We start from the raw sequence: 17,311 nt of genomic DNA, 5'->3' as shown, positions 1-17,311 counted from the left end.
CGATCTCGGCAAAAAAATTAGACTGTGTCCAGTTTTACTGTAGCGTCTCCAGAGCTATTTGAACCGAGTATAATAGTTTGAGAGACGCTATGGTTAAATGTGATGTGCTCTAGAATTCATTTCTGATTTGATATGAGCGAGATGTAGCAGCGCAGCCCGGTTTATTACAGGGAATTGTCGTAATCCAGCAAGCGTTTATCAGCTTAAAATTTAGTCTTTGAATTCTGAAAAAATCAGGGCAATGTTCTGTCCGCCAAATCCAAAACTATTAGACAGAGTAGTGGTCACATTTTTCTGACGTGCTTCATTCGGAATATAATCCAGGTCACATTCAGGATCAGGTGTTTCGTAATTGATGGTCGGGGGGACGACATTATCACGAATGGCCATCAGGCAGGTGATAGCTTCCACACTTCCCGCTGCAGCGATCAGGTGTCCCATCATACTTTTGATGCTGGAGACCGGAGTCTTGTAGGCGGCGTCACCCAGTGCGCCTTTGATTGCTTTGGTTTCCACACGATCATTGACGGCAGTACTGGTTCCATGAGCGTTGATATAATGAATCTCATCCTGATTGATCTGTGCGTGACTCATTGCCATCTTAATGCACTTGATGGCACCGCGACCTTCGGGATGAATGTCGGTCACACGATAGGCGTCTGCGGTAGAACCATACCCAACCAGTTCCCCGTAAATTTTTGCACCACGCTTCTGAGCCCGTTCCAGATCTTCCAGAATCATCATGCCCGCACCTTCGCCGAGCACAAATCCATCCCGGTTGCGATCAAAGGGACGGGATGATTTGGCGGGATCTTCGTTATGAGTTGAAAGGGCTGTCAGCAGACTGAAGCCGGTAACGCCGAAGGGATGAATCATGCTGTGGGCTCCACCGGAGAGCATGATATCGACATCGCCGCGACGAATCAGCTCTGATGCTTCGCCAATCGCCTGGCTGGAAGCGGCACAGGCAGTCAGGCAGTTCAGGTTAGGGCCCTGTGCATTGAACAGGCTGGCCAGATGGCCGGCAGCCATATTGGGTTCCTGTTCAAGTTCGAACCGCGGGTTAAGCTGCTCCAGTCCGACTTTGGTGAATTTTTCCAGATCGACTTCGCCATCGTTCTGAGCCTGGGCAATGATCTTCATAAAGGTGTAGAAGTCCTGTTGCCCCTCACCGGCTCCCAGGTAAACACCAAATGTAGCAGGATCAAAGTCATCATCCAGAATCCCGGAATCTTTGACCGCCTGAGTGGCTGCGCCAATGGCGTAGCGGATGTTGCGACCTGAATGCTCAAAGCGATCCAGGTTGTCGACATAATCTTCCAGGTGAAAGTCATGGACTTCCGCTGCAAAGCGTGTCGGAAAATTCGAAGCATCAAAATGCGTGATGTTGGAAATACCACATTTGGATTCCTGGAGTGCTTTCCAGGTATCTTCCACGGTTTTTCCCAAGGGGGTGATAGCGCCAATTCCAGTGATCACAACGCGGCGGTTCATAGCTTCGAACTCTTGTTCTAAAATTGATTTTGTAACGGCAGGCAAATCTCTGGATCAGGTGTACTGTTCAAACGTGATTTGCTGCCAGTTTAAGTCTGCGTTTTTTGAATACCTGAATTATCATTGTAGTTCAATTTGAATCAAGGCCTCTATAGCAAGCTTTCAAAAATCGCTGTCTCACGCCTGATCTTCGCCCGTTCCGGCTTTGCCGACATCCAGGATTCCCAGTAGATTCATCGAAAACACAAAGTTTTTCTGGTCGATGGCTCCAAATTCGGAATCACTCTGATCGAGGTGGACAAATATGATACTACCCTCGGCGACCAAGCGGTCGCCCACCATGGCAGTCACATCGACAGCGCCTCCTTCTTCGCCCGCATTGGTGATTTTCGCTGTATAAATCAACTGGTCACCAGGGCAAGCCCAGCTGTGAAAAGTCATCTGAGGCACTTTGGCCAGAATGACGATGTGTTCAAAATCGTTGATCTCGCCCAGCAGAATGCCTCCGGTCTGTGCCAGCCCCTCAATCATCAGGGAACCAGGCATGACTGGAAAACCAGGGAAGTGGTCGTGCAGATGCTCTTCTGCCAGTGTCACGTTTTTCACACTTTTGGCATAAGAACCGCTTTCAAATTCAATAAAGCGATCAATCCAGAACCAACGCATTTTGAAACACCTTTTCGTTCGTGATTTGAATCCCCAGTAAACTCGAATGAATCAACTGGCAGCGCAGATCAAATACCAGACAGGAAGAAAACTGCACAGCTCACTTAAGTGAGCTGTGCCAGCCATTATATCTGTCTGATTAAGAGAATCTGTAAATTAAGCCAGACGTGCTTCGAGGAAGTTAACCAGCATGTCGACGGTAAACAGATCCTGCATGTTTTCGACTTTAGGATTGTCTGCAAAGGAATCGATGTCTGCGTGAGGCATCTTGGTACGGAGTTCAGCGATACCTGCTTCTGTGAATTCACCGTCTTTGACAAAGCCTGAATCGGAAGAAGCAATATTTTCCGGAAACAGTTCACCACGGGGAATTTTGATATCGAAGGCTTTTTCCAGACGGAATGCGATATCGAGGAAGTCGATAGATTCAGCACCCAGGTCTCCCATCAGGGTGGCTTCTGGCACTACTTCGTCGTCATCCAGCCCGAGCGCATCAACCAGTGTTTCACGAACGGAATCGAAGATTTCATCTCTAGTTGGCATTTCATTACTCCTTGGTTCGACCTGCTGGTCGATAAGTCCCGCCGACCCAGCCTGATTTAAAACTATTCGGCGAGAAGAATAGTTTTGACAGTTCTCGTGATGCAGTAAGCAGAATTGACCCAATTCAAATTTTACTGATCACACATAACAAAAATGTATTTTTCAAAACGACGACGAGCCGCTTCGAATTACTTGTCTAAATTCCACCTAATGTTAATCCGCCATCAACAGCCAGTGTCTGGCCGGTGATGTAGGAAGACTCTTCTGTGGCAAAGAATAATACCGCATTGGAAATATCTTCAGGAAGTCCCAGGCGTCGTGAGGGAATATGTTTTTTAATCTGATCACCGGCCGCATTACGGACATCGACGGTCATGTCAGTCTCAATAAATCCGGGAGCAACTGCATTGACGGTCACTCCGCGTTTGGCCAGTTCAGTTGCCAGGCAGCGGGTGAATCCAATGATTCCCCCTTTACTGGCGGCATAATTGGTTTGCCCGGAGTTGCCAAAGTGAGCTGCGACGCTCGACATGTTAATGATACGGCCATAGCGTTTCGACATCATCGGGCGGGTGACCGCCTGGCAGAAGTTGAATACGCTGGTCAGATTGGTGTCGATCACAGCCTGCCAGTCTTCGGCGGACATGGTTGCCAGCAGACCATCTCGGATAATGCCGGCATTGTTGACCAGGATGTCAATTTTTTCCCATTTTTCCATGACCTGTTCGACGACCGCATCTGCTTCCGCTTTACTGGCGACATCTGCCTGGATGGCGAATGCTTCGCAGTTTTCATCGGCGAGCTCTTTGACGATCTGTTCTGCGGCTTCCGCACTGGAACGATACACAAAGGCAACCTTTGCCCCTTCACGGGCCAGGGTCTGCACAACGGCTTTTCCAATACCGCGGCTGCCACCGGTTACCAACGCTACTCTTCCTTCCAGTTTCATTCCAGATTCCAATCTAATTTTCTATTTTAAGTTCTTAATTACTGTGTATGTTAATACTCATGCAGACCGGTCTGATTCAGGAGGCGGTTTGTCTGCTGGGATTCCAGAGCTGTCGGAACTGAGTCTGCAGATCTTGAATCCGTGTGGCATCGGTTTCAGCCATCGAGGGATTCTTGTCGCCCAGATTGAACTGTTCCAGTACAATCCGACCACTGACTGCGGCTTCCCCTTCCACCTGGCTGGACGCCTTCAATGTGCACAGGTTGTCTTCCCACTTCTGAATACTCAGGGAGACTCGCAACTGCTTGCCTGGTGTGACAAAGCTGTTAAAGCGGATGGCTTTGGTCTGCTTCAGTAGAATGGTGCTATATTGAAAATCGTTGGTATACCGCATCAGCCAGGCACCCGCCTGAACGATCGACTCCACCATTAATACTCCCGGCATCACGGCAAAGCCCGGAAAATGATCCTGAAGATATTCTTCTGAAAGAGAAAGGTTTTTGATAGCCGTAATCGACTTACCTTTCTCCATTTCTAAAATTTGATCGACGAGCGAAAAACGCATGCCTGTATAATCTCGCTACCTGTCTGGAAGAGGCTGTAATCAGGTTAACCGGTGATCAAGAACCATGGCTGACTGGTAAGGTTCTCAAATTTCCTGGCGGTGGTCAAACCGGTTTAATACAGAAACCCCTATCGATGATCGAACCGACTAAACTTCATTCGATTCTTGAGAGTCATTGGAAACGTGGCAGTATAATTGCCCGATACCGGTTTCTCAAGCTAGTGACGCAACTGTCCATCCTGAAATCATGCGAATTTTCCACGTTTTAAATGATAATGAGGTAAGTGTATATATGGAAGCAGTTTAAGGGTCTCTGTTGAGTTTGAGTTGTTGAAACTCGCCGAGGGTAATGCCAAAGAGATCTAACTGAATAGGCCTGAAAGAGTCTGTTTTTGAAGGATCTTTTTGACAGCCTGCTATTCCTGACATAAGTTTGAACAGTTGTTTTTGCGGTTTGCTGCACCAGTAAACTGTGTATATGGATACTTAAAATTCCTGACGACAGGTTTGGTTATATGAATATGGTACTTGATGCACGGCCAGTAGTTGACGTTTCTGAGATCACCGGGCAGACGGCCAGCAGCGCTGCTGAAACTCATTCGATTTCCTTTCGCAAGTGCCGTCAACAGTCAGGGCTCTCCCTGAAGACTCATCGATCTGCAGCGGGAAGAACCTGGAGTTCCGTGCTCAGTAAGGTGCGAGCTGCGGCAAACTCTGAGCAAACCGCAGAATTTGAACCTGAAGAATCCGACTCTCCCGTTGTGGAATCCCGGTCTATTGATCGTCGTGCGTATCCAAGACACACCAGTGATGCCATTGTTCTGGCTCTCAATAAGGGTGATCATCGGCCTGTCGAAGCAGGTTCACATCCAGCGCAGAAGGGTTATGCGATTAATGTCAGCCAGAATGGAATCTCATTTGCTTCCCGTTCGGCTTTTCAGACGCGAGATGAATTGCAGCTGACTGTAGAAGACACAAGCCTCAACTTTGTACTGAATGTTGCCGCTACAGTAGTGCGCTCGACGGCTCTGGATCAGGAGTTCTGGCGCATCGACTGCAAACTGCAATGCCCACTTTCAAATGAGCAGGTAGCACATTTAAAAGAATATGCCCCTGCCTGTTATGTAGGGTAGTCTGTCAATTTCCCTGTGGGGGAACACCCAGGGACTTGCCGCCATCGATGCGAATGGCGGTTCCCGTTACCATTAAAGCATCTTTGCTGGCCAGGTAACAAATGGCAGAAGCCACTTCTTCGGGGCTGATCATGCGTTTGTTTGCTGCTGCGATCGGACTGGCACGGATCATCGATTGGGTCAGGCCTTCCGGATCAGCGGCACTGGAAATGTCAGCATTCATCATTCCTGTTTCCCCGACCGGTCCTGGGCAGACACAATTGATACGGATATTATCTTTTCCGTGACAGAGGCCCAGGCTTTCAGTCAATGCGACCACGGCATGTTTGCTGATGGAATAAACCGGATCATGGGCGCGAGGCAGCAGGCCAGCATTGCTGGCAGTATTGACGATGGAGCCTCCTCCCGTAGCCAGCATGTAACGGATTGCGTGTTTACAGCCTAAAAAAGTGCCTTTCAAATTTGTGTCGATACAGGCATCCCATTCTTCTTCAGTTACCTGATGAATTGGTTTGACCATGCCGATTCCTGCGTTATTGACCAGTACGTCAATGCGCCCATATTGATGGGTCGCCTGTTCGATCAATTCCTGGATGTCTGATTCCTGGCGAACATCGCATTTCACTTCCGTTATCCCCAGCCGGGAGAATATTTCCTTATTCTCAGGCAGGTGGTTCAAATCGCCAGCAAAGACATGGGCACCGGATTCTGCCATCATGATTGCTGTGGCACGTCCAATTCCGTTACCAGCCCCGGTAATGATCACAATCTGGTTTTCAAACTGATATTGATTCTGCATCAGCTTCTTTTCTATTTCCTGAGTTTGGATGTCTCGGCGTATGTGTAAGAATGTATATTTTTAAGGGTGTGGATCAAGTCCACAGGGAATGATTTGACGGTAATACGGAATATGCAGGGTGTATTTGTTTATAAGTTTAATGTTATTGGGTGTTTGCGTCGATTGATCGGTTTCAGGTAATCGTGTAGATGCATATGGAATCGTTGATATTATCATTGGAAAAACTATAAAATCGGGTATCCTATAGTAAGCTTATTCCAATAAAATAGAGATAATACTTAAGAGACTCTCGAATGTTTTTGTGTTTGAGTTGGTTAATACAGTAGCGAAGCCGTCTCTATTTCGCAATTTGGCCTGTGAGGTTGAATTGCTAAAGGAGACTGGCAGGCTTTCGTTCTATCATTTTTAATATAGTGGAGAACAAGATAATGCGTCGTTTTTCTAAACAACTCAGTGTTGTTTTAACCATGTTGATCTGTGCCGGTAGCTTGGTATCAATGGCGGATGCTGCTCCTCCGGAAAGCAGAGCGAAGGCTTTTTCTACAGGCGCATTTGATCCTTTTATTGACTATATCAATGGGCGCGTTCGCCAGGGGTGGGAAGATAACGAAGTAGATCCTTCTCCCGTCGCTTCGGATGCAGAATGGTTGCGTCGCGTGCACCTCGACCTGATTGGTCAAATTCCTTCCGCAGAACTGGTAGAGCAATTTAATAAAGATCGTGATCCTGCCAAGCGATCCAAAATGATCGATAAACTGCTGGAAGATCCCGCATACGTACAAAACTTTACGAATGTGTGGACAAACCTGCTCATTGGTCGCCGTACTCCTCGACGGGTGAGCCGCAACGGAATGCAAAAGTTTCTGCGGGAGGCTTTTGCAAAGAACCGGCCCTGGGATGAAATCGTCCAGGATCTGGTTACTGCAGAAGGGCATTTTGAAGAAAATGGTGCTGTTAACTATCTGCTGGCACAGATGCAGAATAATGACGAAGCCGTGCAGGTAACTGCCGCTACAACCCGTCTCTTTCTCGGGATCCAGGTACAGTGTACCCAGTGCCACAACCATCCGTTCAATGACTGGAAGCAGAATCAGTTCTGGGAATACAACAGTTTCTTCCGTCAAATGCGTCGTATCAATCACCGTAAGACCGATCCCAAAACCGGTCGACAGATTGATGATTACTCCGAAGTCGTAGCGACTGGTTTTAACGGACCTGTCTATTACGAAAAACGTTCCGGGCTGATGCAGGTTGCCTACCCGATTTTCGAAGATCAAAAGGTCGATCCACAAAGTGGCGTCGAACGCCGCAAAGAATTTTCAAAACTGATTGTGCAGGGGGATAGACCTCTGATTGCGACAGCAATAGTCAATCGGATGTGGGGCTACTTTATGGGATATGGTTTTACCCGTCCCGTAGATGACATGGGCCCTCACAACCCGGCATCACATCCTGAGCTGTTAAATAAAATGGCTGAAGAGCTGGTAAAGAAAGATTACGACCTCAAACAACTGGCACGCTGGATTTGTAACACTGAGGCTTACAACCTGACCAGTCAATTCAGTCGCAATAATGAAATTGACAGTCCTGAGCGAGGAGAAACCCCTCTCTTCTCGCATATGTATATCAAGAATATGACGGCTGAACAGCTTTATGATTCGCTGATTGTTGCGACCGGTGCTCATAAATCAGGTCAGTCAAACTGGGAACGGGCTGAAGAACAACGCCGTCGGTGGATGGGCCAGTTTATGGTCGCCTTTGATAACGATTCAGGCGATGATTCAACTACGTTCAACGGGACGATCCCACAGGCACTGATGATGATGAATGGTGATTTGACCAAAAATGCAATCAGTGCAGAGCGTGGAAGTTATTTGAATCAAATGTTATCCGAGAAGGGTAATGATCAGGTTAAGATTCGCAAATTGTTCCTTTCCACATTAAGCCGTTATCCAGATCGTCGAGAAATCAACGGTGCACAACGCTTGATCTCTGGTGCTCCCAACAAACTGGCTGCTTACCAGGACCTGTACTGGGCGCTATTGAACTCCAATGAATTTGTATTCAATCACTAAATCTGTCGCTGATATAGATTAAGCTAAACACAACCTTTATCACAAAAATCAACAAAAAGAGGCCTTAACAATGACTATTCTGAATCCTTACGGAATGACGCGTCGCCACTTTATGAAGCATGTCGCAGGAGCAGCGACTGCAATCCCTACGATGCACTTTCTGTCACATCTGGAAGCGAATGCCAGTCAGGTCAAAAAGCAGCAGAAAGCCTGCATCCTGATCTGGATGGCCGGTGGACCTCCTACCATTGATATCTGGGATCTGAAACCAGGTTCAAAGAATGGTGGCGAATTTAAGCCAATCAGCACCAAGGGTGACATGCAGATTTCAGAACATATGCCTAAGACAGCTCAGGTGATGGATAACCTCTCGCTGATTCGTTCCATGAGTACTCGAGAAGCAGACCATGCCCGTGGTACTTATTATATGCACTCTGCCTACGTGCCTAACCCCACGGTAGTGCACCCAACATTTGGTTCGGTTGTCAGTTATGAACTGGGCGCTCGCCGCAAAGAACTGGATATCCCCTCATTCATTTCGATCGGCGGTAGCCGCGGAAGTGCGGGATTTCTGGGAATGTCCCACTCACCGTTCGTCGTCTCCAGTAATGGTACGATTCAGAACGCTGAAATCAATACGACAGAACAGCAGCGACTGGGACAGCGTCTCGATATGTTGCAGGTACTGGAATCTGGTTTCATCAATTCGAAACGAGGGGAATCAGCGAACTCCCATAAAGACATCTACAAGAAGGCCGTCAACCTGATGACCTCCAAGCAGATGGAAGCATTCAAAGTGGATCAGGAGCCTGCAGCTTTGAAAGAAGCTTATGGAACTGGTAATTTTGGTCAGGGTCTGTTGCTGGCCCGCCGTCTGGTAGAAGTGGGAGTACCATTTGTAGAAGTCTCTGCCTCTGTCGGAAGCTGGGATTTGCATCAGGGCGTTTTCAATTCGTTGAAAGATCAAAACCTGCCACAGCTGGATATGGGGATTGCCGCACTGGTTCAGGACTTGAAGCAGCGTGCGATGCTCGACGATGTCACAATTGTCTGTATGGGCGAATTCGGTCGCACGCCACGAATCAACCAGAACGTGGGACGTGACCACTGGGCTGCCAGCTGGACAGCTATGGTGGGTGGTGGCGGAATGAAAAACGGTCAGGCTGTCGGTAAAACCGATGCGGATGGTATCGGAATCGAAGGTAAGAGCTATCTGCCTGGCGATCTCTGGGCAACCGTTGCTCACTCACTGGGGATTCCTCTGGACATCGTGCACACTTCGAAACGCGGTCGTCCCATGAAACTGGCCAACGGCGGAACTCCAATTAAAGAACTGATTGGTTAATTCCATTCGCCTGTAAACAAAGACAATTTTTGAAGCCAGAAAACAGCGGATGCTCGAACAGGGCTTCCGCTGTTTTACTCTCGGCTGCAAACAGGTTAAGTCAATCTGCATTGAAGTAATGAATTGGAACTACATTGACAAGTTCGACTGATCAACCTGTGTTTCCGGAAACTGCTTCGGAACAGGGCCGCGAATTTATTGCCTTGTTCACAAAGCACCAGCGACGGATATACCTGTATATTCTCTCGATGGTCCCCTATCCATCAGAGGCCGAAGAGATTCTGCAGAATACCAATCTGATCATCTGGAAAAAGGCCCAGCAGTTTGAGGTCGGAACCAATTTCTTTGCCTGGGCCTGTCAGATAGCACATTTCGAGATCCTGAAATTCAGAAAAAAACGGGGCAGGGACAAGCATCAGTTTAGCGATGAATTCGTTTCGCAGGTGGCAGAGGCCGTTGAAGAAAATCAGGATGTCTTTGAGTTGCGACGGACAGCGTTAACCCATTGCCTCAGTAAATTGCGAAAGAAAGATCGAGAGTTGATTCAACGGCGTTATCAGGGGGACCACCAGGGTAAAGACCTTGCTGGTGACCTGGGCCGCCCGGCTAACTCCGTGTATCAGTCACTGGGGCGTGTCAGACGAACTCTATTTGAATGCATCAACCGTTATATCGCTTCAGAGTCCTATAGTCATGAGTAAGAAAGAAATAGAATTAGCTGAGCTTTCCTTGCTGATGGAAGCATTGTGCGAAGAAAGACTTTCGTTGACGGAGCAGGCACGTCTGGAAGAGATCGTGCTTTCCGACCCCGATGCAATGCAGTTCTATTTGAACTATTCTCATCTGCATGGCACACTGCACTGGGATCAGGCTCAGGGGGCAGAGGAACAGATTCCAGAAGCGGCTCCCGTTTCTGAAATAGATCTGCCTGTAATCACCCAACCTGGACCCACTTTGCGTAAAAAATATCTGGTTTCAGGACTGACATCAGCCTGTGCGTTGGGTTTGATTGTGTTTGTCTGGACCACCTGGTTTCGGCAGTCACAACAACCGGTCGTCGTAGAAAAATCAATCGATCAGAAAGAATCCGTTGCTTCTGAAAATGCGATTGAACCACGACTCGCTGCACAGAAAAATCCACAGCGCTCAATTCATATCGAAGCCTCGAAACATCCCATGTTGCAGGCACAGCAGAATGATCGTCTGGAATCGACAGGAAATCACCCCCTGGTTGCCGCGAAACCGGAACGGCTGCCTCCCGTGGAAGCACTGCCTGCATCAGCATCAGATGAAGCCATTGTGACGTTTATCAACCATCGTATTCAGGACGGCTGGAAAGCCGCGAATATTGAGGCTTCCCCCGTTGCGACAGATGAAGAGTGGGTCAGGCGCGTCTATCTTGATGTCATCGGTCGCATTCCCACGACTGCGGAAGCGGAACAGTTTTTGAAATCGAATCAACCCGATAAACATCAACAGTTGATCCAGAAGTTGACTGCCAACCCGAGTTACGTGACGAACTGGTCGACAATCTGGACACGACTGTTGATCGGTCGCACGATGTCGCGTGATATTAATCGACGTGCCCTGCAGGATTTTCTGGTTCAGAGTTTTGCTGACAATCGACCTTGGAGCGATATCGTTTTTGATCTGGTTTCCGCAGAAGGTGACGCCGATACGAATGGTGCTACCAATTTTCTATTGGCACATTTGAATAACGAAGCGGTGCCAGCAACCGCGATCACCACACGTCTGTTTCTGGGCACACAGATTCAATGTACCCAATGTCATAATCACCCTTTTAATGATGCCACCCAGAGCCAGTTCTGGGAAATTAACAGCTTTTTCAAACAGACAAAAATCGTTCGTAAAAAAATGCCGGCCAAAGCCGGGGAAAAGCAGGCGTCTCAATTAACACTGGTTTCTCTCTCTAAGGGGGGGACAACCTTTTATGAGACACGTCAGGGGCTGATGCAGCCTGCGTATCCAGAATATGCCGGTGTGAAGGTGTCCGATGCTCCCAATGTAAATCGGAGACAGGAACTGGCAAAACTGATGACTTCGGGAGACGATCAGAAACTGGCCCGCGCGATGGTAAATCGCATGTGGGCACACTTTTTTGGTTATGGTTTCACCAGGCCTGTAGATGACATGGGCTATCATAATTCACCAACACATCCTGAGCTGCTCAACGAACTGGCTCACCAGTTTGTTGATAGTGGATATGATATCAAACAATTGATTGAGTGGATCTGCCTGTCTGATGCCTATCGCCTGAGTAGTCAATTCGCTTCTCATAACGAGTCTGATAATCCTGATGATGGCAGCACTCCCAATTTCAGTCGCATGTATGTCAAGCAAATGACGGCAGAACAGTTGTATGACTCGCTGCAAGTGACGGCAAATCCTGCTCTGGTTGTAACTGACTATTCCAATGCGTGGAATAAGATGCTGAAACGCGATCAGTGGCTGCAACAGTTTGTCTACACACATGAAAATGAAGAGAATGATGAGACAACCACGTTTGACGGGACAATCACCCAGGCTTTAACCATGATGAATGGTCCGCTGGTGATGAACAGCCTGGATGTGAAACAGGAAGGAAGCATTCTCGCATCGGTGCTGAAAGAACGTAGCCCGGACGTCAGGATTAAAAAATTGAGTCTGGCTGCATTGACGCGTTATCCCTCATCGAAAGAACTTGCGGAGTTAAAGCGTCTGGTGAAAGAGCGAACCAGATTTTTAACCACTCAAAATGTCTCGCCACAAACTGCAATTCAGCAAAGCTATCAGGACATCTACTGGGCTTATCTGAATTCTAATGAATTCATCCTGATTCATTAGACTGTGTCCAAGTTTACTGTAGCGTCTCCAGAACCAAAACCAGGACCAAGTTTAAGGGAATTCCACCGCTTGCAGATTCATTTCAGAACTGATATAGCTGGTCACTGCAGTTATTTTCAAATCTGGAAACAAAAGTTACAGAGCAGGGGAGTTCGATGTCCGATTGTTTATTTAACAAAGTTGCTGTCATCACAGGAGCGAGCAGCGGAATCGGTCATTCCATCGCCGAATATTATCTGAACGAGGGGGCAAAGGTCGTTGCGTTTGCCCGGCGAGTGGAACTTCTGGAAGAACTGGAATCCCGCTTTCCTGCACGCACGCTGGTTGTAGATGGTGACGTCACCAGTGCTTCTGACTTGAATCGCTTGTCATCAGCAACCGAACGACGGTTTGGACGCGTTGATATACTGGTCCCCAATGCGGGGCTGGCTCGAGTCATCCCGATAGAGGATTCATCACGCGATGCGATTAACGAGACATTTGATGTTAATTTTCACGGTGCATTGCAGACCGTTCGTACATTTCTACCTGTACTCAACGATAAGGCAGCGATCATTTTTATTACAACCTTTCTAACCCAGGTTGGCTTTCCCGGTCTGGCTGCTTATTCTGCTTCGAAAGCTGCTTTGAAATCTTTAGCACAGACTTTAGCTGCAGAACTGGGGCCGCGCGGAATCCGGGTTAATTCGATCGCCCCGGGGCCGGTGGCAACTCCATTATGGGATTCTGTGGGACTGGATCCCGAGCAACTCAACACATTAGCACAGACAGTTAGTTCAAGGTTGATTCCTGGAAAATTCAGTCAACCTGAAGAGATCGCCGAGGTTGCTGTTTTTCTGGCTTCGGATGCTGCCCGGAATATTTATGGCCAGGAAATTGTCGTTGATGGTGGATATACAGTCGGCTGAAAAAACAGGCCGCTTTATGATTTATGATGGAGGGCTGCTGCGACGGGGCCCGGATTATGATCCAGATATGACTTCAGCGTTCTTGCCTGTTTGGGGGTCAGAGACACACACATTTCGCATCCAGTGGTATACTGACCCAGAACGGTCAATTCCTGCCACATGACTTTCACGGTGGAGTTGAAAAGATGTTCGCCTGAGTGATGCACCTGGATCAAAAGCGTTTCCCCGATTGAAAGCGGTAGATCCAGCAGGATGCGAATCCCATCGAGTGAGACATCATATAAGACTGCATTGAGTGGTTCGCTACCGCCGTTTGCTCCAGAGCGAAGTAGACGGATTTCAGGACCTGCCTGCAGTCTCTGGTGTAGTCGTCGCTCTTCACCCGTACGTCTGTTGGTGGATTTTCTGCGGTCGGTCATGAACTATTCCTGCTGTCTGTCTTCCTCATACCGGCCCTGATGCATCAGGTGATATGAGATGTAAATCGGAAGGTGGTCTGCAAGTCAAGTATAGGTCATGAGATGAATCGGCGGGTGGGGGAGTCAGAAAAAAAATGAGTAATTGGACTGGGAGTCTGGCTGTATCAGTTTTGCGGCTTTACCGATTTGAAAAGTGGGAGAACTTCATTCAGATTATCCTGTTCACACAGCAGAATGACAGTATCACCCGCCTGGATCTGATCATCAGCGCCAGGAACTTTGACACAATCTTCTTTGACTACTGCAGCGATGAGCGCTTGCCTCAGTTTGAGATCTTTGAGTCGGGCTTGAGTGATGGGGGAATTCTTTCTCACCTCCACTTCCAGAATGGCGGAATTGCCTCCTCCAATTTCAGAGTGACTGATGATCGGTCCTGACTGAACCATTCCCATAATCTGGCGCGTGATGACTTCCCGGGGGCTGACAGCGACATCAATCCCCAGTTTTTCCAGAACGTTAGCATAGTCCGGACGTCTGACGATACTCATGATGCGGTCCGCGCCGAGCTCTTTGGCTTCCACACCACACACAATGTTGTCCTCATCACGACCGGTTGCAGCGATGAAAACATCTGCTTTCCCCACTCGCGCTTCTTCCATTTCCGTACGACGTGTCGCATCGGCGTGAAGCACGGTAGTAGAGTTCAGGTGTCGAGAGAGAAAGTCACAGCGTTGAGGGTCTGCTTCCAGGATGGTTACGGAATACTCTTTTTTCTGAAGAATTCGTGCGAGGTTGAAACCGATATTTCCACCGCCGGCAATAATAACACGAAATTTCAACGCACGTTTGTGCTGGAACATGCGATGTACCTGATCGATATTTTCCTGTGTTCCGATAAGGGTGACGATCTGGCCGGCTTGAATAATATTATCGGCGCCTGCAATGGAAGTCGTTTTGCCGTCGGAAATCAATCCGACGCGAACTCCACTGGGAAGTTTGAGGTTTTTCAATTCGACGCCATCGGCTTTCACACCAGGTTGAACATCCAGAACCTGAATGACCACTTCACCCCGGGCAAAATTTTCGACGGCAAACATTCCGGGTTCACCGATTTCCTTGGCCAGTTCCAACGCTGTCAGATATTCAAGACTCAATAGCCGATCAATGCTGAAATGCCGCTGGTAGTCAAACGTACTCAGATTCAGATAGGCATGGTTAAAGACACGAGCGACACAACGTCGCGCCCCCATTGCTTTCGCCAGGCTGGCCCCCACCATATTGACTTCATCCTGGCTGGTGACTGCCAGGCAGATGTCAGCACCCAGTACTCCTGCCTGAAACAGGATAGCAGAATCACAGGCAGAACCGCAGATTGTCTGTACGTCGACCCGCTCTTCGATCAATTCCAGGGCAGCGCGAGATTTATCAATAATTGTGACGTTGTGTTGCGCGGCACAAAGAGTATCGGCAACAAATGTGCCCACGGTTCCTGCACCCATAATGACGATGTTCATATTTAGCTCAACAGACTTCTGTTCTATGGATAGTCCCAACCAGCGGGGCATCAGCTGCTTGCGCTGCGATAGCTGTTTAACGACCATTTGAAGATATAACGTGAAAGAAATAACATCAGCAGTGTGATTGAGATCGAGACCAGAGTGATCCAGGATGGCTCAAGTGCTTTGGAAAGCAACTGGCGCGCGGGTACAGTTACAACGAGCAGGATGGGAATGATATACGAAAAGGCAAACTGCAAAATTTCACCCGTCGGCGAACCACTGTAGATACTCCGCGGATAACGTGCAAAGACTGTAATATAAAACCAGAAATCATACAGGCCCTGATTGCGGCCGAACCAGATGCTACTGCTGGCCAAGGCGATCATCAGGCTGTAAAAAAAAGCCACTCCCACGGCCAGGAGCAGGCAGTACATTATTATCTGGCCGGCTCCCAGGAAGCAGAAACTAAGAATCGTCAGCCATTCTCCTGATTGGATCAGTTCCTCAATGAGTTTGAGGGCAGATTCCAGATGAACTGTTTCCAACAGAGAGTAAAGCAGGAGCGCTCCCGCTAGCAGAACCTGGTTTAGCATCGCCAGGTTTACTTTCTCGAAAGAAACAAGGAACTGAGTGTCGATTGGTTTTAACAGTACAAAGTCTAAATTGCCATTTCGAATCAATTCACTGAAATTAGCACAGTTAGGCATGAAGAACGTTTCCACGAAAGCGTTGATCAGCATGCCCGTCGCCATAAAGGCGAAGTATTCATCGCGGGTCCAGTCATTGATCGAGTTGACATTCCGATAAATGATATCAAATAAAATCAGCTGGGCCGCAAACCAGAATCCGCGTGTGACGACCGTAATCAACAGATTACCACGGAACGTCATTTCACGAATCAGGGAATTACGGAGGAAGGTGATCCAGACTCGCCCGTAATGGGGACGGGGATTACTTGCCATTAGATGAAATACTTTCTACGCGAATCAATCTCTGAGAAATCACTGCTGTGACTGACATTTCTGTTATCGATCTGTATTTTATTCGATTCCCGCCAAGAAGTCTTCTCCAGCCGGTCGTTCTGAACAAGTAAACTAAAGATGAGTGTTAAACTATTTGGAATAAGGAGTTTATAGAGAACATTCTCAAGCTGATACTTAAAGAAATAATCCTGCTTCTCTTCAAATTCTGGTTGTAAAATGCATTAGAATTCCGGGAGAATTCCGTGCCACATGCATTTGGCGAGTAAACTTTGGAAAAGGGCTCTGTTAACAGTCTTGCTGAATCTGAAGGTATGAGTAATGAACAAACTAATCTGTATTTCTCTCGCAAAGCGTAATTATTTCGGTCCTCTGATGCTGGGATTGATGATGTTATTTAGTGTGCTGACCCCGACTGCCTCAGCACAGAATGATCCCTTTACTCCCGGGGCCGACCAGAAAGAGCTGTCACCCCAACAGCAGGAAGTAGATGCACAGGAGATGTTAAAGGGAGTTGAGAAGCTGGTACTCTCTCAACAAAGGCGAGTTGCAAAAGAAGTCATTCGTAAGTATCCCAAATCAGAAACTGCCAAAATTGCTGAATTACTTCTAGAAGAGTATAGTCGCTTCGATAGACTGAAAGAAGTGGATGAAGCTGCAGAGGCAGCCTGGAAAAATGAAGTGCGAAATCACTGGTTTGTCGAGCGAAACCCAGTACATAATTCCTGTTTCTTTACGATTCTGGAAGGAACGCAAGTTAGCCCTGCTCAGATAATCAATCGGTCGAAGATACCTGTTTTATATGAAATGAAAGGCCCATCAATGCCTTGGAATGGTCCCTACCGGTTACGACCCAATCAATCGCACGACTTTAACTATCCGGTTCAGATCCGTTTCTATTCCGATAAGGGTGTTATTGTTAAACAACTCTCGCAGGGACAAACGCTGCAGCTCAACGAAGAAAATACTCTACATATCAAATAATAATACAGAAGTTCTTGATTAAATTGTGAGATTTCTCACTAAGTGATTAGCAGGACCCCAGCGGTCAACATTGATAGACACGGCTCGTAAGTGATTTGATATTCAAGT

The 17,311-nt window shown here is 47.8% G+C and carries 16 protein-coding genes; 7 read left to right on the top strand and 9 right to left on the bottom strand.

From position 1 onward, the window contains the following. Nucleotides 1-210: 210 nt before the first annotated feature. The 5 genes from fabF to ACN0YH_RS14760 form a co-directional block, all read right to left on the bottom strand. The gene (fabF, locus tag ACN0YH_RS14780; RefSeq protein WP_417380341.1) at nucleotides 211-1,494 is read right to left on the bottom strand and encodes a beta-ketoacyl-ACP synthase II; all 1,284 of its coding nucleotides are present in this window, start codon (nucleotides 1,492-1,494) and stop codon (nucleotides 211-213) included. A 177-nt stretch (nucleotides 1,495-1,671) separates the two neighbouring features. Continuing rightward, nucleotides 1,672-2,160, bottom strand: coding sequence for a 3-hydroxyacyl-ACP dehydratase FabZ family protein (locus ACN0YH_RS14775; protein WP_145231877.1), 489 nt, complete (start codon nucleotides 2,158-2,160; stop codon nucleotides 1,672-1,674). Between the two features lie 156 nt (nucleotides 2,161-2,316). Then, a complete protein-coding gene (locus tag ACN0YH_RS14770) occupies nucleotides 2,317-2,703 on the bottom strand; it encodes an acyl carrier protein (protein ID WP_417380340.1) in 387 nt (128 codons plus the stop codon). Nucleotides 2,704-2,899: 196 nt separating this feature from the next. After that, nucleotides 2,900-3,652 carry a 3-oxoacyl-[acyl-carrier-protein] reductase gene (gene fabG / locus ACN0YH_RS14765; RefSeq protein ID WP_417380339.1) on the bottom strand — a complete coding sequence of 251 codons (753 nt, stop codon included), beginning with the start codon at nucleotides 3,650-3,652 and terminating at the stop codon, nucleotides 2,900-2,902. A gap of 76 nt (nucleotides 3,653-3,728) precedes the next feature. Then, nucleotides 3,729-4,217 carry a 3-hydroxyacyl-ACP dehydratase FabZ family protein gene (locus tag ACN0YH_RS14760; RefSeq protein WP_417380338.1) on the bottom strand — a complete coding sequence of 163 codons (489 nt, stop codon included), beginning with the start codon at nucleotides 4,215-4,217 and terminating at the stop codon, nucleotides 3,729-3,731. 515 nt (nucleotides 4,218-4,732) lie between these two features. Between ACN0YH_RS14760 and ACN0YH_RS14755 the strand changes: the two genes are divergently transcribed. Then, complete coding sequence (locus ACN0YH_RS14755) at nucleotides 4,733-5,350, top strand: PilZ domain-containing protein (RefSeq protein ID WP_417380337.1); 618 nt, start codon at nucleotides 4,733-4,735, stop codon at nucleotides 5,348-5,350. A gap of 4 nt (nucleotides 5,351-5,354) precedes the next feature. Here ACN0YH_RS14755 and ACN0YH_RS14750 read toward each other — a convergent pair whose 3' ends face one another. Beyond that, the gene (locus ACN0YH_RS14750) at nucleotides 5,355-6,149 is read right to left on the bottom strand and encodes an SDR family NAD(P)-dependent oxidoreductase (protein WP_417380336.1); all 795 of its coding nucleotides are present in this window, start codon (nucleotides 6,147-6,149) and stop codon (nucleotides 5,355-5,357) included. Nucleotides 6,150-6,577: 428 nt separating this feature from the next. Between ACN0YH_RS14750 and ACN0YH_RS14745 the strand changes: the two genes are divergently transcribed. From ACN0YH_RS14745 to ACN0YH_RS14725, 5 genes are all read left to right on the top strand, one after another. After that, nucleotides 6,578-8,224 (top strand): DUF1549 domain-containing protein, encoded by a 1,647-nt coding sequence (locus ACN0YH_RS14745; RefSeq protein ID WP_417380335.1) that lies wholly within the window; start codon nucleotides 6,578-6,580, stop codon nucleotides 8,222-8,224. A 70-nt stretch (nucleotides 8,225-8,294) separates the two neighbouring features. Next, entirely contained in the window at nucleotides 8,295-9,569 is a 1,275-nt protein-coding gene (locus ACN0YH_RS14740; protein ID WP_417380334.1) for a DUF1501 domain-containing protein, read from the top strand. Between the two features lie 134 nt (nucleotides 9,570-9,703). Further along, entirely contained in the window at nucleotides 9,704-10,270 is a 567-nt protein-coding gene (locus ACN0YH_RS14735) for a sigma-70 family RNA polymerase sigma factor (RefSeq protein WP_417380333.1), read from the top strand. Continuing rightward, the gene (locus ACN0YH_RS14730) at nucleotides 10,263-12,413 is read left to right on the top strand and encodes a DUF1549 and DUF1553 domain-containing protein (RefSeq protein WP_417380332.1); all 2,151 of its coding nucleotides are present in this window, start codon (nucleotides 10,263-10,265) and stop codon (nucleotides 12,411-12,413) included. The genes ACN0YH_RS14735 and ACN0YH_RS14730 overlap by 8 nt, the downstream gene beginning before the upstream one ends. A gap of 155 nt (nucleotides 12,414-12,568) precedes the next feature. After that, nucleotides 12,569-13,321, top strand: coding sequence for an SDR family NAD(P)-dependent oxidoreductase (locus ACN0YH_RS14725; RefSeq protein WP_417380331.1), 753 nt, complete (start codon nucleotides 12,569-12,571; stop codon nucleotides 13,319-13,321). A gap of 14 nt (nucleotides 13,322-13,335) precedes the next feature. Here the strand turns inward: ACN0YH_RS14725 and ACN0YH_RS14720 are convergent, their stop codons facing one another. From ACN0YH_RS14720 to ACN0YH_RS14710, 3 genes are all read right to left on the bottom strand, one after another. Continuing rightward, complete coding sequence (locus ACN0YH_RS14720; protein WP_417380330.1) at nucleotides 13,336-13,740, bottom strand: PilZ domain-containing protein; 405 nt, start codon at nucleotides 13,738-13,740, stop codon at nucleotides 13,336-13,338. Nucleotides 13,741-13,904: 164 nt separating this feature from the next. After that, nucleotides 13,905-15,254, bottom strand: coding sequence for a Trk system potassium transporter TrkA (gene trkA, locus ACN0YH_RS14715; RefSeq protein ID WP_417380329.1), 1,350 nt, complete (start codon nucleotides 15,252-15,254; stop codon nucleotides 13,905-13,907). A gap of 50 nt (nucleotides 15,255-15,304) precedes the next feature. Further along, the gene (locus tag ACN0YH_RS14710; RefSeq protein WP_417380328.1) at nucleotides 15,305-16,201 is read right to left on the bottom strand and encodes an ABC transporter permease; all 897 of its coding nucleotides are present in this window, start codon (nucleotides 16,199-16,201) and stop codon (nucleotides 15,305-15,307) included. A 339-nt stretch (nucleotides 16,202-16,540) separates the two neighbouring features. On the opposite strand from ACN0YH_RS14710, the gene ACN0YH_RS14705 reads away from it, so the two are divergent. Next, a complete protein-coding gene (locus tag ACN0YH_RS14705; RefSeq protein ID WP_417380327.1) occupies nucleotides 16,541-17,203 on the top strand; it encodes a hypothetical protein in 663 nt (220 codons plus the stop codon). Nucleotides 17,204-17,311 lie beyond the last annotated feature (108 nt).

The sequence above is a fragment of the Gimesia sp. genome, assembly GCF_048262075.1.
Taxonomy (GTDB): Bacteria; Planctomycetota; Planctomycetia; order Planctomycetales; family Planctomycetaceae; genus Gimesia.
The sequence above is the reverse complement of the archived record's forward strand: the minus strand, read 5'-3'. Positions and strand labels throughout refer to the sequence as shown.